Genomic DNA, 25,872 nt, shown 5'->3' with positions numbered 1-25,872 from the left:
GTAAGCGGTAGCGCCACCGGGCGCGCGATTATTCTGCCGCGTTTGCTTTCACGCGCTTGAAATTCACATCCATTTGCGGATACGGGAAGCTGATGCCGTGAGCATCAAACTCACGCTTAATGCGTTCCAGTACGTCCCAGTAGACGCTTTGCAGATCGCTGCTGTTGCTCCAGACGCGCACCACGAAATTAATCGAGGACGCCCCGAGCTCATTCAGGCGCACCGTCATTTCACGGTCTTTCAGGATACGCTCGTCAGACTGAATGATATCGGTGAGGATTTGTTTAACCTGGTCGATATCAGAGTCATACGCCACCCCAATAATAAATTCGTTGCGACGAACCGGTTCACGAGAGAAGTTAATGATATTACCGGCAATGATTTTCCCGTTGGGGATCACCACAATTTTTCCGTCTACGGTACGCATGGTGGTAGAGAAAATCTGCACATTGAGCACGGTACCCGCTACGCCGCCAAGATCGACATATTCGCCTGCGCGGAACGGACGGAACATCACCAGCAGAACGCCTGCGGCGAGGTTAGACAGCGAGCCTTGCAACGCCAGACCGACAGCTAAACCGGCGGCACCGAGCACGGCGATAACAGAGGCTGTCTGCACGCCCACGCGGCCCAGCGCAGCAATCAACGTAAAGGCAATAATACCGTAACGCACCAGCGCAGAGAGAAAATCAGCCACGGTCGCATCAATTTGACGCGCCACCATCACACGGTTAATGGTGTTGGACACAACCCGAGCCACAATCATCCCGATGATGACAATAGCGATAGCCGCAACGATGTTGACGGCATAGCTCAACAGCAGCTCCTGGTTACGCACCAGCCAGGTACCCGCACCGTTTATGCTGTCGACAACATTCAAATCTTCCATTCACTATTCCTTTTTTGCTTACCCAAACGGGAGAAAGAAAGCCGCCCCACCGGGACGGGCAATTTGACAAGGGTAAACAATAAACGCCATTTTTGCCAAATAGATCACATAATTCTCTGTCGACTACCGCGAGAAATGACAATAAAAAAGGCCCGCATTTGCGGGCCTGATGTCATGTTGAACGGCGTAAATTACAGAACGTCAACCGCGTTCAGTTCTTTGAAAGCCTGTTCCAGACGGGTGATCATGGTTGCCTGACCAGCACGCAGCCATACGCGCGGATCGTAGTATTTCTTGTTCGGCTGATCTTCGCCTTTCGGGTTACCCAACTGACCCTGCAGGTAAGCTTCGTTTGCTTTGTAGTAGTTCAGAACACCTTCCCAGGTCGCCCATTGGGTATCGGTATCGATGTTCATTTTCACTACGCCGTAGCTTACGGAGTCTTTGATTTCCTGAGCAGTAGAACCGGAACCGCCGTGGAAGACGAAGTTCAGGCTGTTGTGCGGCAGGTTATGTTTCTTAGAAACATAGTCCTGAGAGTCACGCAGGATAGTCGGGGTCAGAACCACGTTACCTGGTTTGTACACGCCGTGTACGTTACCGAAGGATGCCGCGATAGTGAAACGCGGGCTGATTTTGCTCAGCTCGGTGAACGCGTAATCAACGTCTTCTGGCTGGGTGTACAGTGCAGAAGCGTCCATGTGGCTGTTGTCCACGCCGTCTTCTTCACCACCGGTGCAACCCAGTTCGATTTCCAGAGTCATGTCCATTTTGGACATGCGCGCCAGGTATTTGGAGCAGATTTCGATGTTCTCTTCCAGAGACTCTTCAGACAGGTCGATCATGTGAGAAGAGAACAGCGGTTTGCCGGTTGCTGCGAAGTGTTTTTCACCCGCGTCCAACAGACCGTCGATCCACGGCAGCAGTTTCTTCGCGCAGTGGTCAGTGTGCAGGATAACCGGAACACCGTAGTGTTCAGCCATCTGGTGAACGTGATGCGCACCAGAGATAGCACCGAGGATTGCCGCGCCCTGAGGAACGTCAGACTTCACGCCTTTACCCGCGATGAATGCAGCGCCACCGTTGGAGAACTGAACGATTACCGGTGCTTTAACTTTTGCAGCGGTTTCCAGAACGGCGTTGATGGAGTCGGTACCGACGCAGTTAACAGCTGGCAGTGCAAAGTTGTTTTCTTTTGCTACCTGGAAAACTTTCTGTACGTCGTCGCCAGTGATGACGCCCGGTTTTACGAAATCAAAAATTTTAGACATGTTACGTAGTCCTGTATCTGTATCTTCGACCGTTGAAGAAGGTTCGCGAGCGTTTAAGCGCGCTGAAAAACAGGCGGGTCACCCCGCCTGAACTGAATTACTTCTTAGCACGCTCTTCGAGCATGGCTACTGCTGGCAGAACTTTGCCTTCCACGAACTCGAGGAATGCGCCGCCACCAGTGGAGATGTAGGAGATTTTGTCAGCGATGCCGAACAGGTCGATAGCCGCCAGGGTGTCGCCGCCGCCAGCGATAGAGAATGCTTCGCTGTCGGCAATGGCGTTAGCCACGATTTCAGTCCCTTTGCGGAAGTTCGGGAATTCAAACACGCCAACCGGGCCGTTCCACAGAATGGTTTTTGCATTCTTCAGGATTTCAGCCAGCTGCTGTGCAGATGCGTCACCGATATCCAGGATCTGCTCGTCTTCTTTCACGTCGTTAACAGATTTCAGCGTTGCAGGCGCAGTTTCAGAGAACTCAGTTGCTACGCGAACGTCAGCCGGTACCGGGATGTCGCAGAGAGTCAGCAGGCGCTTAGCTTCATCAACCAGGTCTGCTTCGTACAGGGATTTACCCACGTTGTGGCCTTGCGCGGCAACGAAGGTGTTGGCGATACCACCGCCGACGATCAGCTGGTCAGCAATTTTAGACAGAGAGTCCAGAACGGTCAGTTTGGTAGAAACTTTAGAACCACCAACGATAGCAACCATCGGACGAGCCGGTTCTTTCAGAGCTTTACCCAGTGCGTCCAGCTCAGCGGCCAGCAGCGGACCCGCGCAAGCAACGTCAGCGAATTTCGCGATACCGTGAGTAGAAGCCTGCGCACGGTGAGCCGTACCGAAAGCATCCATGACGAATACATCGCACAGTGCAGCGTATTTTTTAGACAGTGCTTCGTCGTCTTTCTTCTCGCCTTTGTTAAAGCGAACGTTTTCCAGAACCACCAGTTCACCGGCTGCAACGTCAACGCCGTCGAGGTAATCTTTTACCAGACGAACCGGGTTAGACAGTTTGTCTTTCAGGTAGTTAACAACCGGCAGCAGAGAGAATTCTTCGTTGTACTCGCCTTCGGTAGGACGACCCAGGTGGGAAGTTACCATCACTTTTGCACCCTGTTTCAGGGCCAGTTCGATGGTCGGCAGAGACGCACGGATACGCGCATCGCTGGTTACTTTCCCTTCTTTAACTGGTACGTTCAGATCCGCACGGATAAAAACACGTTTACCAGCAAGATCCAGATCGGTCATCTTAATTACAGACATGGTGAATCCTCTCGTTGATTCTTAAAGTTTTGCAAGCGCTCACGCGCCTTACCTGAAACCAATAGCAGCCATCGCTAACGTTGTGTCGAGCATGCGGTTAGCAAAGCCCCATTCATTATCGCACCAGACCAATGTTTTGATCAGGTGAGCACCACTTACGCGCGTTTGCGTACCATCAACGATGGCGCTGTGCGGGTCGTGGTTAAAATCTACAGAGACCAACGGTAATTCCGTATAGTCAACTATACCATGAAATGCACCTTGTGCTGCTTTTTGCAGCAACTGGTTGACTTCACTCGCTTTTACTGGTTTTTTCACCGTCACGCTTAAGTCGATCGCCGTCACATTTATGGTCGGTACACGCACCGCAATCGCTTCAAAACGATCGTTAAATTGTGGAAAAATTCGTGTGATCCCCGCCGCCAGTTTGGTATCAACGGGAATAATCGACTGACTGGCTGCTCGCGTACGACGCAGGTCGGGATGATAGGCATCAATAACCTGTTGATCGTGCATCGCGGAGTGGATCGTCGTAACGGTGCCGGACTCGATGCCGTAAGCATCATCCAACAATTTAATAACGGGAATAATGCAATTCGTGGTGCAGGAGGCGTTGGAAACGATCCGGTCTTCAGCGCGCAGCTGATCCTGATTAACGCCAAACACAACGGTTGCGTCGATGTCGTGACTACCAGGATGTGAAAAGAGCACTTTTTTTGCACCTGCGGCAATATGCGCTTCGCCGTGTTCGCGGCTACCGAAGACCCCCGTACAGTCCAGCACGACGTCAACACCCAGTTCGCGCCACGGAAGCGCATCGAGTGTTCGCTCATGCAGAATGCGAATCGCGTCGTCGCCAACAATGAGCTGGTCGCGTTCCTGGCGAACATCCCAGGCAAAACGTCCATGGCTGGTGTCATATTTCAACAAATGCGCCATGCCTTCAGCACTCGCCAATTCGTTGATGGCCACCACGGTGATTTCCGCCCGACGCCCGGATTCATACAAAGCACGAACCACGTTGCGCCCGATGCGACCGAAACCATTAATCGCTACGCGTACGGTCATAGGTCTCCTGCAAGGATTTCTCAGAAACGATGTGGCTGACAGAGTAATGCAGCAAATCGCTCAGGGAAACCTTACCTGTCGCAAACTGCGACTGTTTGATTAATTGTCGAACATTTAATCGACTGAAACGCTTCAGCTAGAATAAGCGAAACAAGGAATAAAAGGAATGATTGTCCAGCAACAGAACACCGTTATCTGACTTACATCACATTTTAACGCTCTGCCCCGCTAAATTTATTCCATATTCCTGAATTGCGAATAAGCGTAGCAAGATTATTTCGTTGCCGTGTCACAAATCCTGATTTATATCAGAAAGCACCCTAGCCAGCGTCTATATTATCAGCGTTACGTCCGAGTCTCGGAGTCCCTCAACCTATGGTCACATACTCTCCTCACGCCTCTGCAGCTCGCTTTCATGCGCTGCGTTTACTCCCTGGCCAGGAAGTCTTTTCCCGACTGCACGATTTTATCCAACAGCATCAATTACATGCCGCCTGGATTGCCGGTTGTACCGGAAGTTTAACCCACGTTGCCTTACGCTTCGCGGGTCAGGAAGAAACCACATTGCTCACCGGCACCTGGGAAATTATCTCCCTGAACGGCACGCTGGAACTGACCGGCGAGCACCTGCATCTTGCGGTTTCTGACCCACAGGGCGCGATGTTGGGAGGCCACATGATGCCAGGCTGTACCGTGCGCACCACGCTGGAACTGGTGATTGGCGAACTCACAGAGCTGGCGTTTAGCCGCCAACCTTGTGTCGTTTCCGGCTATGACGAACTGGTTATCACATCCCGTTAACGCTTCACTTTAAAGAGGTTTTCTATGGCGCGTCGCCAATTTTCCAGCCAGTCACTGGTACTGATTGTTATTGCCATTGCCATCAATATGGTCGGTGGACAGCTCATCAGCATGGTGAAACTGCCTATTTTTCTCGACTCCATCGGCACCATTATCAGCGCGGTGCTATTAGGCCCGATTGTGGGAATGTTAACGGGATTACTCACCAACCTGCTGTGGGGGTTACTCACCGATCCGATCGCTGCCGCCTTCGCGCCGGTAGCCATGGTTATCGGGCTGGTCGCAGGATGGCTGGCACGAGCAGGATGGTTTCGTACCTTACCGAAAGTGGTGTTCAGCGGCGTGATCATTACCCTGGCCGTCACTGTCGTTGCCGTGCCTATCCGCACCACCTTGTTTGGCGGCGTGACCGGCAGCGGCGCTGATTTATTTGTTGCCTGGATGCACTCGGTTGGCGAGGGTCTGGTTGAGTCGGTGGCTGTCACGGTGATTGGCGCCAATCTGGTAGATAAAATTCTCACCGCCGTGATTGTTTGGGTACTGTTGCGCCAGCTTCCATTGCGCACCACACGTCATTTTCCAACGATGTCTGCTGTGCGCTAAATGCACCCGTTTACCTCGTTAACCCTGTGGGCGCTGGCCGCATGTTCCACATTGCTGCTACCCGCGGGAATACCGCTTACCGTTTACAGCACGGTCGTGTTCCTGTTCTTACTCTGTATGCCAGCCACGCGTCCCCGGGCGAAATATGTCGTCTGGTTGATGGTGCCCCTGGGCGTTGGATTGTGGCTGGTCCACGGTGGCTGGTTGACCGAATGGATAAGCGGACAACCGCGCACGCCACAACGGTGGGCCGATGCCATCACGCTGTGGCTGCGGATCCTGGCAATTGTGTCAACGTCACAGCTGTGGATGCAGTACGTGCCGGTATCGCGGTTTATTCGCGCCCTGTTTGCCTCCCGCCTGCCACCCGGCGTTGCCTACCTGTTTGCAGGCCCGCTGCTGGTTGTTGAGCAACTCAAACGCCAGTTGGCGATTATTCACGAAGCCCAGCGCGCGCGCGGCGTGCCGTTGGACGAGCACTGGTATCAACGGCTGCGCGCCACGCCGGCGCTGATCGTGCCACTCACGCATAATGCGCTTAACGATCTGGTGGTTCGCGGGGCGGCACTGGACATGCGGGCCTTTCGTTTGCATCGCAGACGCACAACGTTATGGGCACCGGAGGACAGCACCTTACAACGCATTGCCCGCTACACGATGGTACTCGCCATGCTGGTCGAAACAGGAGTGTGGATATGGTTACGCTAGAGCAGTTTCGCTATCTCCCGACGCACGCCACGCGCCCACCAGCCTGCTTTGACTTCCACTATGCAGAACCCGGAATGGTGGCAATTTTCGGTGATAACGGCAGCGGAAAAAGTACGCTGGCACAGCTGATGGCAGGCTGGTACCCCGATTTTCTTCCCGGAGAGATTGAAGGGAAAGGAAAGTTGCTGGGAAATCCTGTCGGACAACTGTCACTCGTCGAGCAGTCGTGTACCATCCAACTGGTGCAGCAATCGCCTTATCTGCAGCTTTCTGGCTGCACATTCAGCGTGGAGGAAGAAGTGGCATTCGGCCCGGAGAACCTCTGCCTGCAGGAGGCTGAAATTATGCGTCGAATTGACGCGGCACTCACACTGACGGAATGCCAGTCGTTGCGCCATCGCCATCCAGGAACGCTTTCCGGCGGAGAAACACAGCGGGTGGTCATTGCCAGCGCGCTAGCCATGCAACCCAGAATATTGATTCTGGATGAAGCATTCAGTCGTCTGACGGCGCAGGCCACCAGTATGTTGCTGGATCGGTTGCATCAATGGGCGCAGGAACAACAGGCGTTGATTGTGCTTTTCGAACGCGACCACCCCCCTTTTATCAGCCATTGTCAGCAGGCATGGCAACTACGTGACGGAGCGCTATCCCCACAATGCTAACGCTTAACAAGGTGACGTATCGCTGGCCGAATGCCTCTTATAACTGCCTGCACAACATCTCGCTTAATCTTAACGCCGGTGAATGGCTGGCGCTGACGGGCGATAATGGCGCGGGAAAATCCACGCTGCTGCGCATCATGGCGGGCCTTCTGCCCCCCTCATCTGGCACGATAACCTTGAGTGACAGGTCGATTGCGCAACTGAAAAACCGCGAAAGAGCTAAGATGCTCGGCGTATTGTTTCAGGAAGCCGAAAACCAAATTTTTCACAGCAAGGTCATAGAGGAAGTCGCCTTTGGATTGCGACTGCAAAAGCGCCCCGCCGCGGAGATTGCGCAACGCACTGCAGCAGCCCTGCAGTTATGTCAGTTAGCGGACGTCGCCGACGCTCATCCGCTGGATCTGCACACCGCGCAACGACGTATGGTCGCCGTCGCCAGCCTTGAAGCCATGGCACCGGCCCTTCTCCTGCTTGATGAACCGAGCCGGGATTTTGACGCACACTGGCTGGCGATATTTGAGAACTGGCTCGCGGTGTGCCGCGCACGAGGCTCTAGCGTGGTCGCGATCAGCCATGACGTTGCATTTACGCAGCGCCATTTTTCTCGCGTAGTGCGCCTTGAAACGGGTCAGCTACGCCAAGAAAAAATCTGACGCACAAAAAAAACGGGCCGCCTGAGCGACCCGTTATACCGTTGTAATCGTAATTACAGCAGTTCTTTGGCTTTCGCAACCACGTTGTCTACGGTGAAGCCAAACTCTTCAAACAGCAGCTCAGCCGGAGCAGACTCTCCAAAGGTGGTCATACCGATGATAGCGCCGTTCAGGCCCACGTATTTGAACCAGTAGTCCGCGATACCCGCTTCAATTGCCACGCGAGCAGAGACAGCTTTCGGCAGCACGGATTCGCGATAAGCGGCATCCTGCTTGTCGAATGCATCGGTAGACGGCATGGAGACCACGCGCGCTTTAACGCCTTCCGCCGTCAGTTTGTCCCATGCAGCCACCGCCAGTTCAACTTCAGAACCGGTAGCAATGAAGATCAGCTCAGGCTGGCCGGCGCAATCTTTCAGCACATAACCACCGCGTGCGATGTTTGCCAGCTGCTCTTCAGTACGTTCCTGCTGTGCCAGGTTCTGACGGGAGAGGATCAGCGCGGTCGGACCGTCCTGACGCTCAACGCCGTATTTCCACGCTACCGCAGATTCAACCTGGTCACATGGACGCCATGTGCTCATGTTCGGGGTCACGCGCAGAGAAGCAACCTGCTCTACCGGCTGGTGAGTCGGGCCATCTTCGCCCAAACCGATGGAATCGTGGGTATAGACCATCACTTGACGCTGTTTCATGAGTGCCGCCATACGCACCGCATTACGGGCATATTCAACGAACATCAGGAAGGTAGAGGTGTACGGCAGGAAACCACCGTGCAGCGCGATACCGTTAGCGATAGCGGTCATACCAAATTCACGAACACCGTAATGGATGTAGTTACCAGCAGCGTCTTCGTTAATGGCTTTAGAACCAGACCAGATAGTCAGGTTAGATGGGGCGAGGTCAGCGGAACCACCGAGGAATTCTGGCAGTAAAGGACCAAACGCTTCAATAGCGTTCTGGGATGCTTTACGGCTGGCGATTTTGGACGGATTAGCCTGCAGTTTAGCAATGAACTCATTCGCTTTCGCATCGAAGTCAGATGGCATTTCACCTTTCATACGACGGGTGAATTCAGCGGCTTCCTGCGGGAAGGCTTTCGCATAAGCAGCGAATTTCTCGTTCCACGCCGCTTCTTTAACCTGACCTGCTTCTTTCGCATCCCACTGTGCGTAGATTTCAGACGGGATTTCAAACGGCGCGTATTTCCAGCCCAGCTGCTCGCGGGTCAGTGCAATTTCTGCGTCGCCCAGCGGTGCACCGTGAGAGTCGTGGGTGCCAGCTTTGTTCGGGGAACCGAAACCGATGATGGTTTTGCACATCAGCAGGGACGGTTTGTCGGTCACTGCGCGGGCTTCTTCTACTGCGCGCTTAATCGCATCAGCATCATGGCCATCAACGCCACGCACCACGTGCCAGCCGTAAGCTTCGAAACGCTTCGCGGTGTCATCAGTGAACCAGCCTTCAACGTGACCATCGATAGAAATACCGTTGTCATCGTAGAACGCAATCAGTTTGCCCAGCTTCAGCGTACCAGCCAGAGAACATACCTCGTGAGAGATACCTTCCATCATGCAGCCGTCGCCCATGAAGGCGTAGGTGAAGTGGTCAACAATGTCGTGACCTGGACGGTTAAACTGCGCCGCCAGCGTTTTTTCAGCGATAGCCATACCCACCGCGTTAGCGATGCCCTGACCCAGCGGACCGGTAGTCGTTTCCACACCCGCGGTATAACCCACTTCCGGGTGACCCGGCGTTTTGGAGTGCAGCTGACGGAAGTTCTGCAGCTCAGACATCGGCAGGTCGTAGCCGGAGAGGTGCAGCAAACTATAAATCAGCATTGAGCCGTGACCGTTTGACAACACGAAGCGGTCACGGTCAGCCCAGGACGGGTTATTTGGGTTGTGGTTCAGGAAATCACGCCACAGGACTTCGGCAATGTCAGCCATACCCATCGGGGCACCCGGATGACCGGATTTGGCTTTCTGTACTGCGTCCATGCTCAGCGCACGAATAGCATTGGCAAGCTCTTTACGTGAGGACATTTTGACTCCAGATCGGATAATGAAGGCTGTGCCCGGAACGACTTGACGACAGAGCGTTTTGGGCTACGCCGGAAAAAAGTGCCAACAATGTAACCCAAGCCGCGTGCCATGTACATGGAGCATCCTTTTACCGCTTCAGAAATCTCTGGATCCTGCACGCATGTTGCGCAATCTTCTCGCCCGCTTGTTGTTCTTTTCTTTATACTTAGGTTGAGCGTCGCATTACCTGCAAACGACGCATTTTTTAGAATAATCCTGACTTCGTGCGGAAGAGAAAAAATGAAAATTCGCGCTTTACTGCTTGCTATGAGCATGGCAACGGCATTGACCGGCTGCCAGAATATGGACTCCAACGGACTACTTTCATCTGGCGCAGGTGCTTTCCAGGCCTACAGTCTGAGCGATGCTCAGGTCATCGCGCTGAGCAACCAAGCCTGCCAGGATATGGACAGCAAAGCGACCATTGCTCCTGCCAGCAGTGAATATACCAAACGACTGAGCAAAATCGCCGCTGCGCTAGGCGATAACATCAACGGACAGCCGGTGAATTACAAAGTCTATGTGGCGAAAGACGTCAACGCGTTTGCGATGGCAAATGGCTGCATCCGCGTGTACAGCGGCCTGATGGATATGATGACCGATAACGAAGTTGAGGCGGTTATTGGTCACGAAATGGGCCACGTTGCGCTGGGTCACGTGAAGAAAGGAATGCAAGTTGCGCTGGGAACCAACGCCGTGCGTGCCGCAGCGGCCTCTGCGGGCGGCATCGTCGGCAGCTTGTCGCAGTCTCAGCTTGGCGATCTGGGAGAAAAACTGGTGAACTCGCAGTTCTCCCAACGTCAGGAATCCGAAGCGGATGATTACTCGTATGATTTGTTGCGCAAACGCGGTATTAATCCGGCAGGCTTAGCCACCAGCTTTGAGAAACTGGCAAAACTGGAAGCCGGTCGTCAAAGCTCAATGTTTGACGACCATCCAGCCTCCGCCGAACGTGCGCAACATATTCGCGACCGCATGAGCGCAGACGGAATTAAGTAATCTTCAAACAGTGCCGGATGGCTGCGTAAACGCCTATCCGGCCTACAGATTCAACAACAATGTAGGCCGGATTAGCGTCAGCGACATCCGGCAAAATTGTCCGAAATCCGTTATTCGCCTTTCTTCGCCGCCTGGATATACAACATCTCCAGTGCCAGCGTTGCTGCTGCCAGCGCGGTGATCTCAGACTGATCGTAGGCCGGGGCCACTTCGACTACATCCATCCCGACAATGTTCAGATCCTTCAGGCCACGCACCAGTTTGATCGCACGATCCGACGTCAGACCGCCGATCACTGGCGTACCCGTACCCGGAGCAAACGCCGGATCCAGGCAGTCGATATCAAAGGTCAGGTAAACCGGCATGTCACCGACAATCTGCTTCACCTGCGCAATGATGTCATCCACGCTGCGATCGTTCACCTGGCAGGCATCCAGTACGGTAAAGCCGTTGTCTTTGTCAAACTCGGTCCGAATACCGATCTGCACGGAATGGTTCGGATCGATCAGGCCTTCGTTCGGCGCGGTATAGAACATGGTGCCGTGGTCAAATTCACAGCCGTTAGCATAGGTGTCGGTGTGGGCATCAAAGTGCACCAGCGCCATTTTACCAAAGTGCTTAGCGTGCGCGCGCAGCAGCGGCAGCGTGACGAAGTGGTCACCGCCGAAGGAGAGCATGCGCTTGCCGGCAGAAAGCAGCTTTTCAGCATGCGCCTGCAATTTTTCACTCATTTCACGCGCATCGCCAAACGCATACACCAGATCGCCGCAGTCCACGACGTTCAGGCGTTCACGCATGTCAAAATTCCACGGGAAGCGGTTGTGCTCCCAGGCCAGATTGGTCGACACCTGACGGATCGCTGCCGGACCATGACGCCCACCCGCACGACCAGACGTCGCCATATCAAACGGTACGCCGGTAATAACCCAGTCGGCATCGCTGTCGTAGGGCTGGAAATTCATCGGCAGACGTAAAAAACCAAAGGCGTTAGAAACCAGGGAGTTGTCGTATTGATGACCTAAGGTGCTCATGTACTGACCTCTTATAAAATCGGTTAAAAAAAATCCCCTCCGCGTCGTTAAGCCCGACGAGGAAGGGATTGATTTACGTGACTACGTGTATGGGCGAATTATCGCCGCTAATTTGTCCAGGTTCAAGCGACCCAGAACAACCTTACTCGTCTTCGAGATAGGTGTAACCGTACAATCCAGCCTCGAACTCTTCGAGGAACTGCTGTTGCAGCGCATCGTCCAGATCGGTCTGTTTAACCTGATCGCGGAAGTGGGTCAGCAACGTTTTTGGATCCAGCTGCACGTACTGCAACATGTCCGCGACGGTATCCCCTTCATCAGACAGCTCAACTTCAACGCTACCATCCGGGAAGACAAATACGTCGACCGCTTCGGTATCGCCGAACAGGTTGTGCATGTTGCCAAGGATTTCCTGGTACGCGCCAACCATAAAGAAGCCCAGCATCGGCGGGTTCTCAGGATCGTACTCCGGCATCGGCATGGTGGTAGCAATACCATCGCCGTCAACATAATGGTCAATAGCACCGTCAGAGTCGCAGGTAATATCCAGCAGCACCGCACGGCGCTCAGGGACCTGGTTCAGTCCTTCCAGCGGCATGACCGGGAACAGCTGATCGATCCCCCACGCATCCGGCATCGACTGGAACAGTGAGAAGTTGACGTAAATCTTATCCGCCATACGCTCCTGCAGTTCGTCGATGATCGGACGGTGCGCGCGGTTGCTCGGGTCGAGCTGTTTCTGCACGTCATGGCACATGTTCAGATACAGCTGCTCTGCCCACGCGCGCTCCTGCAGGCTGAAGGTTCCGGATGAATAGCCAATGTGAACATCGTGCAAATCCATCTGACTGTCGTGCAGCCATTCACGCAGCGAACGGCGGGTGCCCGGTTCGTGCATCTCCTGCCAGGTTTCCCACATGCTTTGCAGGGCACGCGGCGCATCGTCAGCCGGAGGCGTAGCTTCGGTGTGTTCGCTACGCTCAACGCCGATGATGTTAGACACCAGCACGGTATGGTGCGCGGTTACCGCACGGCCGGACTCGGTAATTACCGTCGGATGCGGCAGGCCGTGTTCTTCACAGGCATCGCCAATCGCCCAGATAATATTGTTGGCGTATTCGTTCAGACCGTAGTTGACCGAACAGTCAGACTGCGAGCGTGTCCCTTCATAGTCCACGCCGAGGCCACCACCCACATCGAAGCACTGGATGTTTACGCCCAGTTTGTGCAGCTCAACGTAGAAACGCGCAGATTCACGTACGCCGGTGGCGATATCGCGAATGTTCGCCATCTGTGAACCGAGATGGAAGTGCAGCAATTGAATGCTGTCCAGACGACCGCGTTCGCGCAGAATTTCCACCAGTTGCAGTACCTGGTTCGCCGCCAGGCCGAACTTGGATTTTTCACCACCGGAGGACTGCCATTTACCAGAACCTTGCGAGGCCAGACGCGCACGCACGCCCAGACGCGGGACCACATTCAGCCGTTCGGCTTCATCCAGCACGATCGCGATTTCAGACATCTTCTCAATGACCAGATAGACCTTGTGGCCCATCTTCTCGCCAATCAGCGCCAGACGAATGTATTCGCGGTCTTTGTAACCATTACAGACAATCACGCTGCGGGTCATGCCCGCATGCGCCAAAACCGCCATCAGTTCGGCCTTAGAACCGGCTTCCAGTCCCAGCGGCTCACCGGAGTGAATCAGCGATTCAATCACACGACGGTGCTGATTAACCTTGATCGGATAAACGAGGAAATAATCACCCTTGTAGCCGTAAGATTCGCGGGCGCGTTTGAATGCGGCGTTAATCGAACGCAGACGGTGTTGCAGGATCTGTGGGAAACAGAACAGCGCAGGCAGACGTTGCCCCTGCGCTTCGCGAGCTTTTACCAGCTCGGCAAGATCAACACGTGCTTCCGGGACGTCAGGGTCCGGACACACGCTAATGTGACCGAGTTCGTTGACGTCGTAGTAGTTATTACCCCACCAGGCAATATTGTAGGTACGCAGCATCTTGCTGGCTTCCTGGGAACTCATTGCAACCTCCTGCATGGAGCGTAGTACACCCTGTCCGCCTGCTGACGAAGGCGAACCCATAGAAATGTCGTCAGACATAGCGAACCTCAAATTTTATTAACAAGTGTAAAACAGTTGACTACTATCGCAATCCGAAGAAGCGATAACAACCCATAAACAGGCAGATTTTCCAGCAGATAGTGCTGACGCTCCGACTGTGCGACCGGTTTCTTTATCATTTCATTGTAAACACGTTACCGAACGTAATACTGACAGTTCGGCGAAACCACGAGAAAACTCTTGTTTACCAAGAGCGCCCTTGTTCAGTCCTTAGTGACCGTTACCGGCTCTTGAGTCCTGAGATACGCCGGGATGGGTATACACTTCATCCTTCATGCAGCCTCGACGCAGCATGAATGATTTTATGTATATAACATCGACAGGTATGCAAAGCAGAGATGCAGATTGCGGGGGACATATGCACACCTGAACGGTGTGGCAGATTCAGCAGAATACAACGGTTCATTATCTCGTATCACCTCCACGGTCGCTCCAGACGGAACGAACCCACAAGCCAAAGCTAAAGTGTTAACCCGGCTGGAAGTGGCGACACGATGAAAACGTCGTGTGCTTTTTGTATAAGCCGCGCGCCGCGTTTTATACCGATAAGAGTACGAAAAAGCAAAAGATAAATGCGCGCATTGCCAGCACCGTCAGGAAAAATTTCCAGTTACATTTTCGGTACAATGCGACCGTAGTCAAAAAAAGCTGGAAATCGGGCGAAGAACTGTCCTAAAATAGCCGTCCAGATGTTAATCCATCTATACCGATTAACACTCAGACTGCCAGTGTCCGAAATCTGCAGACTCATGGTAGAATCTTCTACACATGGCTATTCCACTCGACAGTTTGAGCTAACCAAATTCTCCTTAGGTGAAATTAAATATGGCAAAACACCTTTTTACGTCCGAGTCCGTATCAGAAGGGCATCCTGACAAAATCGCTGACCAAATCTCTGATGCCGTGCTGGATGCAATCCTCGAACAGGATCCGAAAGCACGCGTCGCCTGCGAAACCTATGTCAAAACCGGTATGGTTTTAGTTGGCGGTGAAATCACCACCAGCGCATGGGTCGACATCGAAGAGATCACGCGTAATACGGTTCGCGAAATTGGCTATGTGCATTCCGACATGGGCTTTGACGCTAACTCTTGCGCAGTACTGAGCGCTATCGGTAAACAGTCCCCGGATATCAACCAGGGCGTTGACCGGGCCGATCCGCTGGAACAGGGCGCGGGCGATCAGGGTCTGATGTTTGGTTATGCCACCAACGAAACCGACGTGTTGATGCCGGCACCAATCACTTACGCTCACCGTCTGGTACAACGTCAGGCTGAAGTGCGTAAAAACGGCACCCTGTCGTGGCTGCGCCCAGATGCGAAAAGCCAGGTCACCTTCCAGTATGACGATGGCAAAATTGTCGGTATTGATGCGGTGGTTCTGTCTACTCAGCACTCTCAAGATGTTGACCAGAAAACACTGCAAGAAGCAGTGATGGAAGAGATCATCAAGCCGGTACTGCCGACCGAGTGGTTGAGCGCATCGACCAAATTCTTCATCAACCCAACCGGCCGTTTCGTTATCGGTGGCCCAATGGGTGACTGCGGTCTGACCGGTCGTAAGATTATCGTTGATACCTACGGCGGCATGGCGCGTCACGGTGGCGGCGCATTCTCAGGTAAAGATCCGTCTAAAGTTGACCGTTCTGCAGCCTACGCAGCCCGCTATGTTGCGAAAAATATCGTGGCTGCCGGTCTGGCTGACCGCTGTGAGATTCAGGTTTCCTACGCTATTGGCGTGGCAGAACCTACCTCTATCATGGTCGAAACCTTCGGTACCGAGAAAGTGCCAACTGAACAGCTGACCCTGCTGGTGCGTGAGTTCTTCGACCTGCGTCCATACGGCCTGATCCAGATGCTGGATCTGCTGCACCCGATCTATAAAGAAACCGCAGCCTACGGCCACTTTGGTCGCGAACATTTCCCATGGGAAAAAACCGACAAAGCGCAACAGCTGCGCGAAGCTGCCGGACTGAAGTAATTTACTGAATACCCCCGCTTACCAGGACCAGCCTTAAGGCTGGTCTTTTTTTTAGCTGTACCTTAACATCCCTCTCCTCCCTGACTTTCAATGCAAATGAAAGCGATTACATCCAGTCATTATCATAATGAATTGATTTTACATCCCTTAATTTCTGCATTTTCATTATTGTTACATTACTTTTCAGTATCGTCTTAATTCCAGGCAATCACTCATTTTTCATTTTTATGAAATTGCATATTTTTCAAATAATTAACTTATAACAGCCGTGAATGCCAGTGTAAGCGATTACACTAATGTGATATTAATCTCATTTTTTCACCCCGTACTCACCTACCCTTAACATCAACAAAAATAAGTTACCCAACCTGGAGGGCATCATGCCTGGGAATAAAAAACAGGGGCGTTCCAACAAAGCCATGACATTTTTTGTCTGCTTTCTTGCCGCCCTGGCAGGATTACTTTTTGGCCTGGATATCGGCGTGATTGCCGGTGCATTACCGTTCATCACCGACGAGTTTCAAATTACCCCGCACACTCAGGAATGGGTGGTCAGCTCCATGATGTTTGGCGCAGCTGTAGGTGCTGTCGGCAGCGGCTGGCTCTCCTTCAAGCTTGGACGTAAAAAAAGCCTGATGATCGGCGCGATCCTGTTTGTCGCCGGCTCGCTGTTCTCCGCCGCGGCGCCTAACGTAGAAGTACTGCTTCTCTCCCGTATCCTGCTGGGTCTGGCCGTGGGCGTTGCGTCTTACACTGCGCCACTGTATCTATCTGAAATTGCACCGGAAAAAATTCGTGGCAGTATGATTTCCATGTATCAGCTGATGATTACCATCGGGATCCTCGGGGCCTATCTATCCGATACCGCCTTTAGCTATAGCGGTGCATGGCGCTGGATGCTGGGCGTGATCATCATTCCTGCCCTGCTGCTGCTGGTTGGCGTGTTCTTCCTACCGGACAGCCCGCGCTGGTTCGCCGCTAAACGTCGCTTCGTCGATGCCGAACGCGTGCTGTTGCGTCTGCGTGATACCAGTGCAGAAGCGAAACGCGAGCTGGATGAAATTCGTGAAAGCCTGCAGGTAAAACAGAGTGGCTGGGCGCTGTTTAAAGAAAACAGCAACTTCCGCCGCGCGGTATTCCTTGGCGTACTGTTACAGGTGATGCAGCAGTTCACCGGGATGAACGTCATCATGTACTACGCACCAAAAATCTTTGAACTGGCGGGTTATACCAACACCACTGAGCAGATGTGGGGCACCGTTATCGTGGGTTTGACCAACGTGCTGGCGACCTTTATCGCCATTGGCCTGGTTGACCGCTGGGGCCGTAAACCGACGCTGATCCTCGGCTTTATCGTGATGGCTATCGGTATGGGCGTGCTGGGCACAATGATGCACATTGGTATCCACTCCGCTGCCGCCCAGTACTTTGCCGTACTGATGCTGCTGATGTTTATCGTTGGCTTCGCGATGAGTGCCGGTCCGCTGATTTGGGTACTGTGCTCTGAAATCCAGCCGCTGAAAGGCCGCGATTTCGGTATCACCTGCTCTACCGCAACCAACTGGATTGCCAACATGATCGTCGGCGCAACCTTCCTGACGATGCTGAACTCGCTGGGCAGCGCCAACACCTTCTGGGTCTACGGCGGCCTGAACGTCCTGTTCATCTTCCTGACCCTGTGGCTGATTCCGGAAACCAAAAACGTCTCCCTGGAACACATTGAACGTAACCTGATGAAAGGCCGTAAACTGCGCGAAATTGGCGCACACGACTAATCACCTGCGGCTTCCTCCCCTCGCGGGGGGAAGCCTGCCTCTTGCAGTCCTTTTCCTGTCGCACTATCCTCTGGCGTTATGAAAACCTCTCGTCTCCCCATCGCCATCCAGCAAGCCGTTATGCGCAGCCTGCGGGAAAAACTTGCCCTCGCCAATCTCAAGCTCGAACGCAATTATCCGGAACCTAAGCTTGTGTACCAACAGCGCGGCACTGCTGCGGGTACAGCGTGGCTGCAAAGCAATGAAATTCGCCTCAACCCGGTGCTGCTGATGGAAAACATCGAGGCGTTTATCAACGAGGTCGTACCGCATGAACTGGCACATTTGCTGGTGTGGAAGCACTTTGGCCGCGTACCGCCTCACGGAAAAGAGTGGAAATGGATGATGGAAAGCGTGCTGGGCGTTCCGGCCCGGCGTACGCATCAGTTCGAACTGCAATCCGTGCAGCGCAATACCTTTACTTACCGCTGCAAGTGCCAGGAGCATCAGTTGACCGTCCGCCGACATAACCGCATTGTGCGTGGTGAGGCCACCTACCGCTGCGTCCACTGTGGCGAACCGTTGATTCCCGGGCCGCAGGAAAACCCGGCGAAGGCCTGACATCCTCGTTCATCAATCCAAAAAAGATAATGAACTCAACGTTTCCTGCAATAAGAGCCTTTCCTCCCCCTTCAGCGTTTACAGCGGAAAGGGGAGACAAGGCGCAGACACTTTCCCCATCATTTCTGCCACCGTCGCGATCACCCTCAGGCTACCGTGCCGTTGATAAAAGGCCCACAGAGGCTGGAGCGCGCTATCCAGTTGCCGGGTTTTGACGTGATCTCCCGTCAACGCGGCATTGGCTAAAGCACGTGAATAATGCGGGAACAAGCCTGCCAGGACGGAATACCAGACATCGCCTCCGGCTAACAGCCCTGAGGCAGCCTGACCGTCGCCACTGACACCAATAGAGACGCCTGCCGGAAGACTGTTTTTTAGCCTGGTGATCCGTTCAGAGGTGAATGAAGCCAGTTTAATCGAACCAATAGCCGGTAAATTTGACAGCGCGATAAGCAGGTCATCGCTAAATTCAAACCCGGTGGTGGCGGGATTATCATAAATACATAGCGGCACCGACAGCTCGCGAGTGACTCGATCGTACAGATCAAAAACTTCATCCACGTTCAGCCGCTGGTAAGAGACCGGGGCCATCAAAACGCCGCTGACACCCGCCTGCTGCGCATCATCCATAAGATGCAGAATTTCTTCGACTCGTACGCTGCCAATGCTGGTAATAACGGGGATATCAGATGCCGCCTCAAGCGCAAGCCGGGTAACGCGTAGGCGCTGTTCACGCGTCAGGTAGGCATAGCTCCCGGTAGAACCCAGCACACCGATGGAATCAACGCCGGCACCGGCAATATTCTCAATCAGAGAAAGCCATGTATTTTCATCAATCTCACCCGCCCTCAGCGGCGTAAGCGGAAACGCGCTCACCCCTTTCTTCATCTTTTTTCCCGGTCATTAATTCGATAAAAACGGCTGTTATCTGGGCAATCTGCGCAACGCCCTGGTTCGCGCTCGTGACACGCTACTGTATGAGCAGGCGCGCTAAACAAGCAAACAATAATCCGCCGATAGCGCCTTGTTACTCAAAAGTAATTTCTGGAACTTATATGATTTAGCTGATTGCATCTGCCCGACGCTTTCGTTACGTTGCGGGCTCGTTTTGACACGGAGTGTGTGATGTACCGTAATCTTTCTATGGCAGTGGCGTTATTGGCTACTGCACTCTCTGGCCCGGCATTCGCCGAAGGTATCAACAGTTTCTCCCAGGCGAAAGCCGCTGGTGTAAAAGTTAATGTCGATGCGCCCGGCGATTTCTACTGCGGCTGTAAAATTAACTGGCAGGGCAAAAAAGGGGTCGTGGATCTCGAGTCCTGCGGCTATAAAGTGCGGAAAAACGAAAACCGTGCCAGCCGTATTGAATGGGAACACGTGGTTCCGGCCTGGCAATTTGGTCATCAACGCCAGTGCTGGCAGGACGGTGGACGTAAAAATTGCGCCAAAGATCCGGTCTATCGCAAGATGGAAAGCGATATGCACAACCTGCAACCGGCAGTGGGTGAAGTAAATGGCGATCGCGCGAACTTTATGTACAGCCAGTGGAACGGCGGCGAAGGCCAGTATGGGCAGTGTGACATGAAGGTCGATTTCAAAGAAAAAGTGGCTGAGCCGCCTGCGCGCGCTCGCGGCGCCATCGCGCGCACCTATTTTTACATGCGCGACCAGTACAACCTGACGCTTTCCCGTCAGCAAACCCAGCTTTTTAACGCCTGGAATAAACAGTATCCAGTGACCGACTGGGAGTGCGAACGCGACGAACGTATTGCGAAGGTACAGGGCAACCATAACCCATACGTGCAACGCGCTTGCCAGGCGCAAAAGAGCTAACCTACACTAGCGTCAATATTTTAACCCATGCCCTGCCGTTTTGTCGGCCAGGGCCATGACGCGGATGGTTAACTATGCGCATTCCTCGCATTTATCACCCTGAACCACTCACGGCAGGCAGTCAAATTTCACTGTGTGAAGATGCCGCCAACCATATCGGTCGCGTGCTGCGCATGGGACCGAGCCAGGCTCTTCAACTATTTGACGGCAGCAACCAGGTGTTTGACGCCGAGATCACCCACGCCAGCAAGAAAAGCGTGGATGTGAAGATACTGAGCGCCGAACTCGACGATCGCGAATCTCCCTTGCATATTCATCTTGGGCAGGTGATGTCGCGCGGTGAAAAAATGGAATTTACTATCCAGAAATCGATTGAACTGGGTGTAAGCCTCATTACGCCACTTTTTTCTGAGCGCTGCGGCGTTAAACTGGACAGTGAACGCTTGAACAAGAAGCTCCAGCAGTGGCAGAAAATTGCGATTGCCGCCTGCGAGCAATGCGGTCGTAACCGGGTGCCTGAAATTCGCCCGGCAATGGAGCTGGAAGCCTGGTGTGCCGAGCAGGACGAGGGGCTAAAACTGAACCTGCACCCGCGTGCCAGCGCCAGTATTAACACGCTTCCGCTGCCGGTAGAGCGCATCCGGCTGCTGATTGGACCTGAAGGCGGGCTGTCGGCAGATGAAATTGCCATGACTGCACGCTATCAGTTTACTGATATTCTGTTAGGACCTCGCGTTCTGCGTACTGAGACAACTGCGCTCACCGCCATTACCGCGCTACAGGTGCGATTTGGCGATCTGGGCTAACGGAGAAGAACAATGATCAAGCTCGGCATCGTGATGGATCCCATCGCAAGCATCAACATCAAGAAAGATTCCAGCTTTGCTATGCTGCTGGAAGCACAACGTCGTGGTTACGAACTTCACTATATGGAGATGGCCGATCTTTATCTGATTAACGGTGAAGCCCGCGCCCGCACGCGTACCCTGAGCGTAGAGCAGAACTACGACAAATGGTATGAGTTCAACAGCGAACAAGATCTACCACTGGCTGACCTGGACGTCATTCTGATGCGTAAGGATCCGCCGTTTGATACCGAATTCATCTACGCCACCTATATTCTGGAACGTGCAGAAGAGCAAGGGACGCTGATCGTGAACAAACCGCAGAGCCTGCGCGATTGTAACGAAAAGCTGTTCACCGCCTGGTTCGCGGACCTGACGCCAGAAACGCTGGTCACGCGTAACAAAGCGCAGCTGAAAGCCTTCTGGCAAAAACACAGCGATATCATTCTCAAGCCGCTGGACGGCATGGGCGGTGCATCGATCTTCCGCGTGAAGGAAGGCGATCCGAACCTCGGTGTAATTGCCGAAACGCTGACCGAACACGGTACCCGCTACTGCATGGCGCAGAACTACCTGCCGGCAATTAAAGACGGCGACAAACGCGTACTGGTGGTCGATGGCGAACCCGTTCCCTACTGCCTGGCACGCATTCCACAGGGCGGTGAAACCCGTGGTAATCTGGCGGCCGGTGGCCGTGGCGAACCTCGTCCGCTGACCGACAGCGACTGGGAAATTGCACGTCGTATCGGACCAACGCTGAAAGCCAAAGGACTGATTTTTGTCGGTCTGGATATCATCGGCGATCGCCTGACGGAAATTAACGTCACCAGCCCAACCTGTATTCGCGAAATTGAGGCGGAGTTCCCGGTGTCCATTACCGGTATGCTGATGGATGCCATTGAAGCTCGCTTAGCCAAGTAAACCTGCACCGGATGACGACGCCACGGTGTCTTATCCGGCCTACAATTGCACCCCGTTGGCCGGATAAGGCGAAGCCGATATCCGGCAATGTTATTTTCAGAGGGTGACAACTTAACGCTTTCCTCGCATACTGACCGTTGTTGCTTTTTTGAACCAGGAAACAGAACCTCTGACAATGAATTTACAGCATCACTTTCTTATTGCCATGCCTGCTCTCCAGGATCCGATTTTCCGCCGTTCCGTGGTCTACATTTGCGAACATAATGAAAATGGCGCAATGGGGATTATCGTCAATAAACCCCTGGAAAACTTACAGATTGCAGGGATTCTGGAAAAGCTGAAGATTACCCCTGAGACACGCGATCCGACGATTCGCCTGGATAAAGCCGTGATGCTCGGAGGCCCGTTAGCAGAAGAGCGTGGGTTTATTTTGCATACCCCTCCTTCACGCTTTGCCTCCAGCATTCGTATTTCGGACAACACCATTATCACCACTTCCCGCGATGTACTGGAAACCTTAGGCACTCAGGAACAACCTTCCGAGGTACTGGTCGCCCTGGGGTATTCATCATGGGAAAAAGGCCAACTGGAGCAAGAGTTGCTGGATAACGCCTGGCTCACCGCCCCCGCGGATCTCAATATTCTGTTTAAAACGCCGATTGCCGACCGCTGGCGCGACGCGGCCAGACTTATCGGGATCGATATCCTGACCATGCCTGGCGTGGCGGGACACGCATAATGAGCGAAACATTACTCTCCTTTGATTTTGGGACCAAAAGTATTGGCGTGGCGATTGGTCAGCGCATTACAGGTACTGCCAGACCGCTGCCTGCCATCAAAGCGCAGGACGGCACGCCAGACTGGAACGTGATTGAACGCCTGCTAAAAGAGTGGCAACCGGATGAAATCATTGTCGGTCTGCCGCTCAATATGGACGGCACCGAGCAGCCGCTTACTGCGCGCGCGCGCAAGTTTGCCAACCGTATTCATGGCCGCTTTGGCGTCACGGTCACGCTGCACGACGAACGCCTGAGCACCGTCGAAGCACGTTCCGGCCTGTTTGAGCAAGGCGGGTACCGCGCGCTGAATAAAGGCAAAGTAGACTCCGCGTCTGCCGTCGTTATTCTCGAAAGCTATTTCGAACAAGGTTACTAAGGCTCATATTTACAGCCTGCCTTGCGCCTGACGCTGCTGCAGGCTCTGGGCAAATGTTTGCATACCCGCCTGTTGCCCGGTTTGTATCACGCCGGGTAGCTGGTGGGTTTTCCCTTCACGGATCAGATTACTCACAGCCGACGTATTGACCAGCAGTTCAAATAACGCCACCCGCCCACCCTGCCTGTCGGCTTCCAGTTTTTGTGCGAGCACCGCCCGCAAACTACCCGCCAGTTGATTACGCACCGGGTCTTTTTCCTGTGCAGGGAACGTATCCACCAGCCGCTCCACCGCCTGCGCCGCACCGCGCGTATGCAGCGTTGCCAGCACCAGATGCCCCGTTTCCGCCGCCGTCAGTGCCAGACGAATCGTCTCGCTGTCGCGCAGTTCCCCCAGTAAAATCACGTCAGGATCTTCACGCAATGCCGCCCGCAGGCCGGCAGCAAAAGAAAGGCAGTGCACGCCAATCTCACGCTGTTGGATCAGACAACGCTGGCTGGTATAGCGGAATTCAATCGGGTCTTCCAGGGTCAGAATATGCCCGTCAACGTGCTGATTGAGAGAGTCCACCATCGCCGCCAGCGTCGTCGACTTACCGCTGCCCGTCGCCCCGGTCACCAGAATCAACCCGTTTTCGCTGTGCAGCAGTTCTGGCAACGCAGCGGGCGTCTGGAGATCATCCAGGCACGGGCAATCAAGCGGCAGCAGTCTCAGCGCCAGTGACGTTCCCTGCTGATGCGTAAATGCGCTGGCCCGTAAACGCCGGGAATCCGCCAGTGCGATAGCAAAATCAACCTGACCCTTTTCCCGCCACTGTACCTGTTGTTGCTCACTGAGCCATAACATCAGCAGCTTCTCCACGTCAGGCGCGGTAAACGGGGCAATTTCTACCCTTCCACATATGCGCCAGCGCGCAGGCCATGCATTGCACAGGTGTAGATCCGACACGTTATGCTTTACACTAAGGGCCACTATTTCTTCCATATTCATATGAACATCCTCGGAAAATGAACGATATCGCGCATAACCTGGCACATGTCAGGGAGAAAATCTCAGCCGCCGCGACGCGTTGCGGGCGGTCTTCAGAAGACGTTACGTTGCTTGCAGTGAGCAAAACCAAACCTGCGAGCGCCATCGAAGAAGCCATTGCTGCCGGGCAGCATGCCTTTGGGGAAAACTATGTTCAGGAAGGCGTGGATAAAATCCGCTACTTCAGCGAAAACGGCGTGACTGGACTGCAGTGGCACTTTATCGGCCCGTTGCAGTCCAACAAAAGCCGTCTGGTGGCTGAACATTTTGACTGGTGCCACACGATAGACCGTTTGCGCATCGCCACCCGACTCAGCGAACAGCGCCCGGCAGACCTACCGCCGCTAAATGTGCTGATTCAAATAAACATCAGCGATGAGAACAGCAAGTCAGGTATTCCGCTGGCAGAGCTTGATGCCCTGGCCGCAGACGTCGCCGCTCTGCCGCGCATTACCCTGCGTGGACTGATGGCAATCCCGGCGCCTGAGTCAGATTATGTAAGGCAGTTTGAAGTTGCACAGCAAATGGCTGTAGCATTTGCCGGGTTGAAAACACGCTACCCGACAGTCGATACGCTCTCGTTGGGAATGTCTGATGATATGGATGCCGCCATCGCGGCGGGTAGCACGATGGTGCGCATTGGCACTGCCATTTTTGGTGCTCGTGATTACACAAAAAATTAAGGAAAACTGAGGAACACCATGAATACGTTGACCTTCCTGCTCTCAACGGTAATTGAGCTGTATACCATGGCGCTGTTATTGCGCGTGTGGATGCAGTGGTCTCGCTGCGATTTTTACAATCCGTTTTCGCAGTTCATTGTAAAAATCACTCAGCCTATTATTGGGCCGTTACGCCGAATTATTCCCCCGATGGGGCCGATTGATAGCGCATCGTTACTGGTCGCGTTAGTGCTCAGCTTTATCAAAGCTATTGTGCTGTTCAAAGTGGTCACGTTCCAACCCATTATCTGGATCGCCGCCGTACTGATCGTCCTGAAGACTATCGGGCTGCTGATTTTCTGGGTACTGCTGGTGATGGCCATCATGAGCTGGGTCAGCCAGGGCCGCAGCCCTGTAGAATACGTACTGATTCAACTGGCGGATCCGCTGCTGCGTCCTATTCGTCGTATCCTACCAGGAATGGGCGGGATCGACTTCTCCCCGATGATCCTGGTGCTGCTGCTCTATGTCATCAACATGGGGATCGCAGAAGTGTTACAAGCGACAGGCAACATGCTGCTGCCGGGGCTGTGGATGGCGCTATGAGTGCCGTAACACTCTGCGATGACGGTCTGGTTTTACGGCTCTACATTCAGCCTAAAGCCAGCCGTGACAGTATTGTGGGTTTACATGGCGACGAAGTAAAAGTCGCCATTACCGCCCCACCGGTCGATGGGCAAGCCAACAGCCATCTGGTGAAGTTTCTCGGTAAACAGTTCCGTGTGGCGAAAAGCCAGGTCGTTATTGAGAAGGGCGAGCTTGGCCGCCACAAACAGGTTAAAATCATTCATCCGCAACAGATCCCGCCAGAAATTGCGGCGCTAACTGATTAGGTATCC

At 53.6% G+C, this 25,872-nt stretch carries 27 protein-coding genes and 1 pseudogene; 17 read left to right on the top strand and 11 right to left on the bottom strand.

Annotated features, from left to right (window positions below):
- Positions 1-28: 28 nt before the first annotated feature.
- The 4 genes from AC3ITF_RS03710 to epd all read right to left on the bottom strand — a co-directional run bounded on the left by AC3ITF_RS03710 (position 29) and on the right by epd (position 4,489).
- The gene (locus AC3ITF_RS03710; protein WP_096755773.1) at positions 29-889 is read right to left on the bottom strand and encodes a small-conductance mechanosensitive channel MscS; all 861 of its coding nucleotides are present in this window, start codon (positions 887-889) and stop codon (positions 29-31) included.
- 191 nt (positions 890-1,080) lie between these two features.
- Positions 1,081-2,160 (bottom strand): class II fructose-bisphosphate aldolase, encoded by a 1,080-nt coding sequence (fbaA, locus tag AC3ITF_RS03705; protein WP_096755772.1) that lies wholly within the window; start codon positions 2,158-2,160, stop codon positions 1,081-1,083.
- Positions 2,161-2,257: 97 nt separating this feature from the next.
- The gene (gene pgk, locus AC3ITF_RS03700) at positions 2,258-3,421 is read right to left on the bottom strand and encodes a phosphoglycerate kinase (protein WP_096755771.1); all 1,164 of its coding nucleotides are present in this window, start codon (positions 3,419-3,421) and stop codon (positions 2,258-2,260) included.
- A 48-nt stretch (positions 3,422-3,469) separates the two neighbouring features.
- Complete coding sequence (gene epd, locus AC3ITF_RS03695) at positions 3,470-4,489, bottom strand: erythrose-4-phosphate dehydrogenase (RefSeq protein ID WP_096755770.1); 1,020 nt, start codon at positions 4,487-4,489, stop codon at positions 3,470-3,472.
- 375 nt (positions 4,490-4,864) lie between these two features.
- Between epd and AC3ITF_RS03690 the strand changes: the two genes are divergently transcribed.
- Genes AC3ITF_RS03690 through AC3ITF_RS03670 form a run of 5 tightly spaced genes read left to right on the top strand, consistent with a single transcriptional unit; the run spans position 4,865 to position 7,919 of the window.
- Entirely contained in the window at positions 4,865-5,290 is a 426-nt protein-coding gene (locus AC3ITF_RS03690; protein WP_115257526.1) for a PPC domain-containing DNA-binding protein, read from the top strand.
- A 24-nt stretch (positions 5,291-5,314) separates the two neighbouring features.
- Positions 5,315-5,893, top strand: a complete 579-nt coding sequence (locus AC3ITF_RS03685; RefSeq protein ID WP_135911441.1) for an ECF transporter S component — start codon at positions 5,315-5,317, stop codon at positions 5,891-5,893.
- Positions 5,894-6,601: an energy-coupling factor transporter transmembrane component T gene (locus AC3ITF_RS03680; protein ID WP_137362197.1), complete on the top strand. Its 708-nt coding sequence runs from the start codon at positions 5,894-5,896 to the stop codon at positions 6,599-6,601.
- Positions 6,589-7,266: an ABC transporter ATP-binding protein gene (locus tag AC3ITF_RS03675; protein ID WP_182038855.1), complete on the top strand. Its 678-nt coding sequence runs from the start codon at positions 6,589-6,591 to the stop codon at positions 7,264-7,266. Before AC3ITF_RS03680 ends, AC3ITF_RS03675 begins: the two co-directional genes overlap by 13 nt.
- On the top strand, positions 7,260-7,919 hold the full coding sequence (locus AC3ITF_RS03670; protein ID WP_489176140.1) for an ABC transporter ATP-binding protein: 660 nt from the start codon (positions 7,260-7,262) through the stop codon (positions 7,917-7,919). Before AC3ITF_RS03675 ends, AC3ITF_RS03670 begins: the two co-directional genes overlap by 7 nt.
- Positions 7,920-7,972: 53 nt before the next feature.
- Here AC3ITF_RS03670 and tkt read toward each other — a convergent pair whose 3' ends face one another.
- A complete protein-coding gene (gene tkt, locus AC3ITF_RS03665) occupies positions 7,973-9,964 on the bottom strand; it encodes a transketolase (protein ID WP_096755758.1) in 1,992 nt (663 codons plus the stop codon).
- A gap of 279 nt (positions 9,965-10,243) precedes the next feature.
- Between tkt and loiP the strand changes: the two genes are divergently transcribed.
- Positions 10,244-11,002, top strand: coding sequence for a metalloprotease LoiP (loiP, locus tag AC3ITF_RS03660; RefSeq protein ID WP_096755757.1), 759 nt, complete (start codon positions 10,244-10,246; stop codon positions 11,000-11,002).
- A gap of 110 nt (positions 11,003-11,112) precedes the next feature.
- Here loiP and speB read toward each other — a convergent pair whose 3' ends face one another.
- The 4 genes and pseudogenes from speB to AC3ITF_RS03640 all read right to left on the bottom strand — a co-directional run.
- A complete protein-coding gene (speB, locus tag AC3ITF_RS03655; protein ID WP_096755756.1) occupies positions 11,113-12,033 on the bottom strand; it encodes an agmatinase in 921 nt (306 codons plus the stop codon).
- Positions 12,034-12,175: 142 nt separating this feature from the next.
- Positions 12,176-14,152, bottom strand: a complete 1,977-nt coding sequence (speA, locus tag AC3ITF_RS03650) for a biosynthetic arginine decarboxylase (protein ID WP_096755755.1) — start codon at positions 14,150-14,152, stop codon at positions 12,176-12,178.
- Positions 14,153-14,160: 8 nt separating this feature from the next.
- Complete coding sequence (yqgB, locus tag AC3ITF_RS03645) at positions 14,161-14,292, bottom strand: acid stress response protein YqgB (RefSeq protein ID WP_115257520.1); 132 nt, start codon at positions 14,290-14,292, stop codon at positions 14,161-14,163.
- Positions 14,293-14,477: 185 nt separating this feature from the next.
- Positions 14,478-14,579 (bottom strand): annotated as a pseudogene (locus AC3ITF_RS03640) (hypothetical protein); the annotation flags it as partial.
- Between the two features lie 419 nt (positions 14,580-14,998).
- Between AC3ITF_RS03640 and metK the strand changes: the two are divergent.
- From metK to AC3ITF_RS03625, 3 genes are all read left to right on the top strand, one after another.
- A complete protein-coding gene (gene metK, locus AC3ITF_RS03635; RefSeq protein ID WP_115257519.1) occupies positions 14,999-16,153 on the top strand; it encodes a methionine adenosyltransferase in 1,155 nt (384 codons plus the stop codon).
- A gap of 380 nt (positions 16,154-16,533) precedes the next feature.
- The gene (galP, locus tag AC3ITF_RS03630) at positions 16,534-17,928 is read left to right on the top strand and encodes a galactose/proton symporter (RefSeq protein ID WP_096755752.1); all 1,395 of its coding nucleotides are present in this window, start codon (positions 16,534-16,536) and stop codon (positions 17,926-17,928) included.
- A gap of 78 nt (positions 17,929-18,006) precedes the next feature.
- Positions 18,007-18,528 (top strand): SprT family zinc-dependent metalloprotease, encoded by a 522-nt coding sequence (locus AC3ITF_RS03625; RefSeq protein WP_489176139.1) that lies wholly within the window; start codon positions 18,007-18,009, stop codon positions 18,526-18,528.
- A gap of 78 nt (positions 18,529-18,606) precedes the next feature.
- Here AC3ITF_RS03625 and AC3ITF_RS03620 read toward each other — a convergent pair whose 3' ends face one another.
- Positions 18,607-19,416 carry a dihydrodipicolinate synthase family protein gene (locus AC3ITF_RS03620; RefSeq protein WP_489176138.1) on the bottom strand — a complete coding sequence of 270 codons (810 nt, stop codon included), beginning with the start codon at positions 19,414-19,416 and terminating at the stop codon, positions 18,607-18,609.
- Between the two features lie 237 nt (positions 19,417-19,653).
- On the opposite strand from AC3ITF_RS03620, the gene endA reads away from it, so the two are divergent.
- From endA to ruvX, 5 genes are all read left to right on the top strand, one after another.
- A complete protein-coding gene (endA, locus tag AC3ITF_RS03615) occupies positions 19,654-20,361 on the top strand; it encodes a deoxyribonuclease I (protein ID WP_115257516.1) in 708 nt (235 codons plus the stop codon).
- 74 nt (positions 20,362-20,435) lie between these two features.
- Positions 20,436-21,167 (top strand): 16S rRNA (uracil(1498)-N(3))-methyltransferase, encoded by a 732-nt coding sequence (gene rsmE, locus AC3ITF_RS03610; RefSeq protein ID WP_489176137.1) that lies wholly within the window; start codon positions 20,436-20,438, stop codon positions 21,165-21,167.
- 12 nt (positions 21,168-21,179) lie between these two features.
- The gene (gshB, locus tag AC3ITF_RS03605; RefSeq protein ID WP_117342642.1) at positions 21,180-22,127 is read left to right on the top strand and encodes a glutathione synthase; all 948 of its coding nucleotides are present in this window, start codon (positions 21,180-21,182) and stop codon (positions 22,125-22,127) included.
- 175 nt (positions 22,128-22,302) lie between these two features.
- Positions 22,303-22,866, top strand: coding sequence for a YqgE/AlgH family protein (locus AC3ITF_RS03600; protein ID WP_489176136.1), 564 nt, complete (start codon positions 22,303-22,305; stop codon positions 22,864-22,866).
- Positions 22,866-23,282, top strand: coding sequence for a Holliday junction resolvase RuvX (ruvX, locus tag AC3ITF_RS03595; protein WP_096755745.1), 417 nt, complete (start codon positions 22,866-22,868; stop codon positions 23,280-23,282). Before AC3ITF_RS03600 ends, ruvX begins: the two co-directional genes overlap by 1 nt.
- 9 nt (positions 23,283-23,291) lie before the next feature.
- Here ruvX and AC3ITF_RS03590 read toward each other — a convergent pair whose 3' ends face one another.
- A complete protein-coding gene (locus tag AC3ITF_RS03590; protein ID WP_181506578.1) occupies positions 23,292-24,272 on the bottom strand; it encodes a type IV pilus twitching motility protein PilT in 981 nt (326 codons plus the stop codon).
- Between the two features lie 17 nt (positions 24,273-24,289).
- On the opposite strand from AC3ITF_RS03590, the gene AC3ITF_RS03585 reads away from it, so the two are divergent.
- Genes AC3ITF_RS03585 through yggU form a run of 3 tightly spaced genes read left to right on the top strand, consistent with a single transcriptional unit; the run spans position 24,290 to position 25,866 of the window.
- A complete protein-coding gene (locus tag AC3ITF_RS03585) occupies positions 24,290-24,994 on the top strand; it encodes a YggS family pyridoxal phosphate-dependent enzyme (protein ID WP_096755743.1) in 705 nt (234 codons plus the stop codon).
- Positions 24,995-25,012: 18 nt separating this feature from the next.
- Positions 25,013-25,579, top strand: a complete 567-nt coding sequence (locus AC3ITF_RS03580; RefSeq protein WP_096755742.1) for a YggT family protein — start codon at positions 25,013-25,015, stop codon at positions 25,577-25,579.
- On the top strand, positions 25,576-25,866 hold the full coding sequence (yggU, locus tag AC3ITF_RS03575) for a DUF167 family protein YggU (RefSeq protein WP_115257511.1): 291 nt from the start codon (positions 25,576-25,578) through the stop codon (positions 25,864-25,866). Before AC3ITF_RS03580 ends, yggU begins: the two co-directional genes overlap by 4 nt.
- Positions 25,867-25,872 lie beyond the last annotated feature (6 nt).

Source organism: Citrobacter sp. KH_055_1 (genome assembly GCF_057838705.1).
This window is presented reverse-complemented; position numbering and strand designations above follow the sequence as displayed.

Bases quoted from the DNA above. Each gene is read 5' to 3' on its own strand.
- AC3ITF_RS03590 (WP_181506578.1), bottom strand. From the start codon at position 24,272: ATGAATATGGAAGAAATAGTGGCCCTTAGTGTAAAGCATAACGTGTCG.
- yggU (WP_115257511.1), top strand. From the start codon at position 25,576: ATGAGTGCCGTAACACTCTGCGATGACGGTCTGGTTTTACGGCTCTAC.
- AC3ITF_RS03680 (WP_137362197.1), top strand. From the start codon at position 5,894: ATGCACCCGTTTACCTCGTTAACCCTGTGGGCGCTGGCCGCATGTTCC.
- ruvX (WP_096755745.1), top strand. From the start codon at position 22,866: ATGAGCGAAACATTACTCTCCTTTGATTTTGGGACCAAAAGTATTGGC.
- pgk (WP_096755771.1), bottom strand. From the start codon at position 3,421: ATGTCTGTAATTAAGATGACCGATCTGGATCTTGCTGGTAAACGTGTT.
- epd (WP_096755770.1), bottom strand. From the start codon at position 4,489: ATGACCGTACGCGTAGCGATTAATGGTTTCGGTCGCATCGGGCGCAAC.
- metK (WP_115257519.1), top strand. From the start codon at position 14,999: ATGGCAAAACACCTTTTTACGTCCGAGTCCGTATCAGAAGGGCATCCT.
- speA (WP_096755755.1), bottom strand. From the start codon at position 14,152: ATGTCTGACGACATTTCTATGGGTTCGCCTTCGTCAGCAGGCGGACAG.
- fbaA (WP_096755772.1), bottom strand. From the start codon at position 2,160: ATGTCTAAAATTTTTGATTTCGTAAAACCGGGCGTCATCACTGGCGAC.
- AC3ITF_RS03685 (WP_135911441.1), top strand. From the start codon at position 5,315: ATGGCGCGTCGCCAATTTTCCAGCCAGTCACTGGTACTGATTGTTATT.
- rsmE (WP_489176137.1), top strand. From the start codon at position 20,436: ATGCGCATTCCTCGCATTTATCACCCTGAACCACTCACGGCAGGCAGT.
- AC3ITF_RS03625 (WP_489176139.1), top strand. From the start codon at position 18,007: ATGAAAACCTCTCGTCTCCCCATCGCCATCCAGCAAGCCGTTATGCGC.
- speB (WP_096755756.1), bottom strand. From the start codon at position 12,033: ATGAGCACCTTAGGTCATCAATACGACAACTCCCTGGTTTCTAACGCC.
- AC3ITF_RS03600 (WP_489176136.1), top strand. From the start codon at position 22,303: ATGAATTTACAGCATCACTTTCTTATTGCCATGCCTGCTCTCCAGGAT.
- AC3ITF_RS03675 (WP_182038855.1), top strand. From the start codon at position 6,589: ATGGTTACGCTAGAGCAGTTTCGCTATCTCCCGACGCACGCCACGCGC.
- endA (WP_115257516.1), top strand. From the start codon at position 19,654: ATGTACCGTAATCTTTCTATGGCAGTGGCGTTATTGGCTACTGCACTC.
- gshB (WP_117342642.1), top strand. From the start codon at position 21,180: ATGATCAAGCTCGGCATCGTGATGGATCCCATCGCAAGCATCAACATC.
- AC3ITF_RS03580 (WP_096755742.1), top strand. From the start codon at position 25,013: ATGAATACGTTGACCTTCCTGCTCTCAACGGTAATTGAGCTGTATACC.
- AC3ITF_RS03620 (WP_489176138.1), bottom strand. From the start codon at position 19,416: ATGAAGAAAGGGGTGAGCGCGTTTCCGCTTACGCCGCTGAGGGCGGGT.
- AC3ITF_RS03710 (WP_096755773.1), bottom strand. From the start codon at position 889: ATGGAAGATTTGAATGTTGTCGACAGCATAAACGGTGCGGGTACCTGG.
- yqgB (WP_115257520.1), bottom strand. From the start codon at position 14,292: ATGATAAAGAAACCGGTCGCACAGTCGGAGCGTCAGCACTATCTGCTG.
- loiP (WP_096755757.1), top strand. From the start codon at position 10,244: ATGAAAATTCGCGCTTTACTGCTTGCTATGAGCATGGCAACGGCATTG.
- galP (WP_096755752.1), top strand. From the start codon at position 16,534: ATGCCTGGGAATAAAAAACAGGGGCGTTCCAACAAAGCCATGACATTT.
- tkt (WP_096755758.1), bottom strand. From the start codon at position 9,964: ATGTCCTCACGTAAAGAGCTTGCCAATGCTATTCGTGCGCTGAGCATG.
- AC3ITF_RS03585 (WP_096755743.1), top strand. From the start codon at position 24,290: ATGAACGATATCGCGCATAACCTGGCACATGTCAGGGAGAAAATCTCA.
- AC3ITF_RS03670 (WP_489176140.1), top strand. From the start codon at position 7,260: ATGCTAACGCTTAACAAGGTGACGTATCGCTGGCCGAATGCCTCTTAT.
- AC3ITF_RS03690 (WP_115257526.1), top strand. From the start codon at position 4,865: ATGGTCACATACTCTCCTCACGCCTCTGCAGCTCGCTTTCATGCGCTG.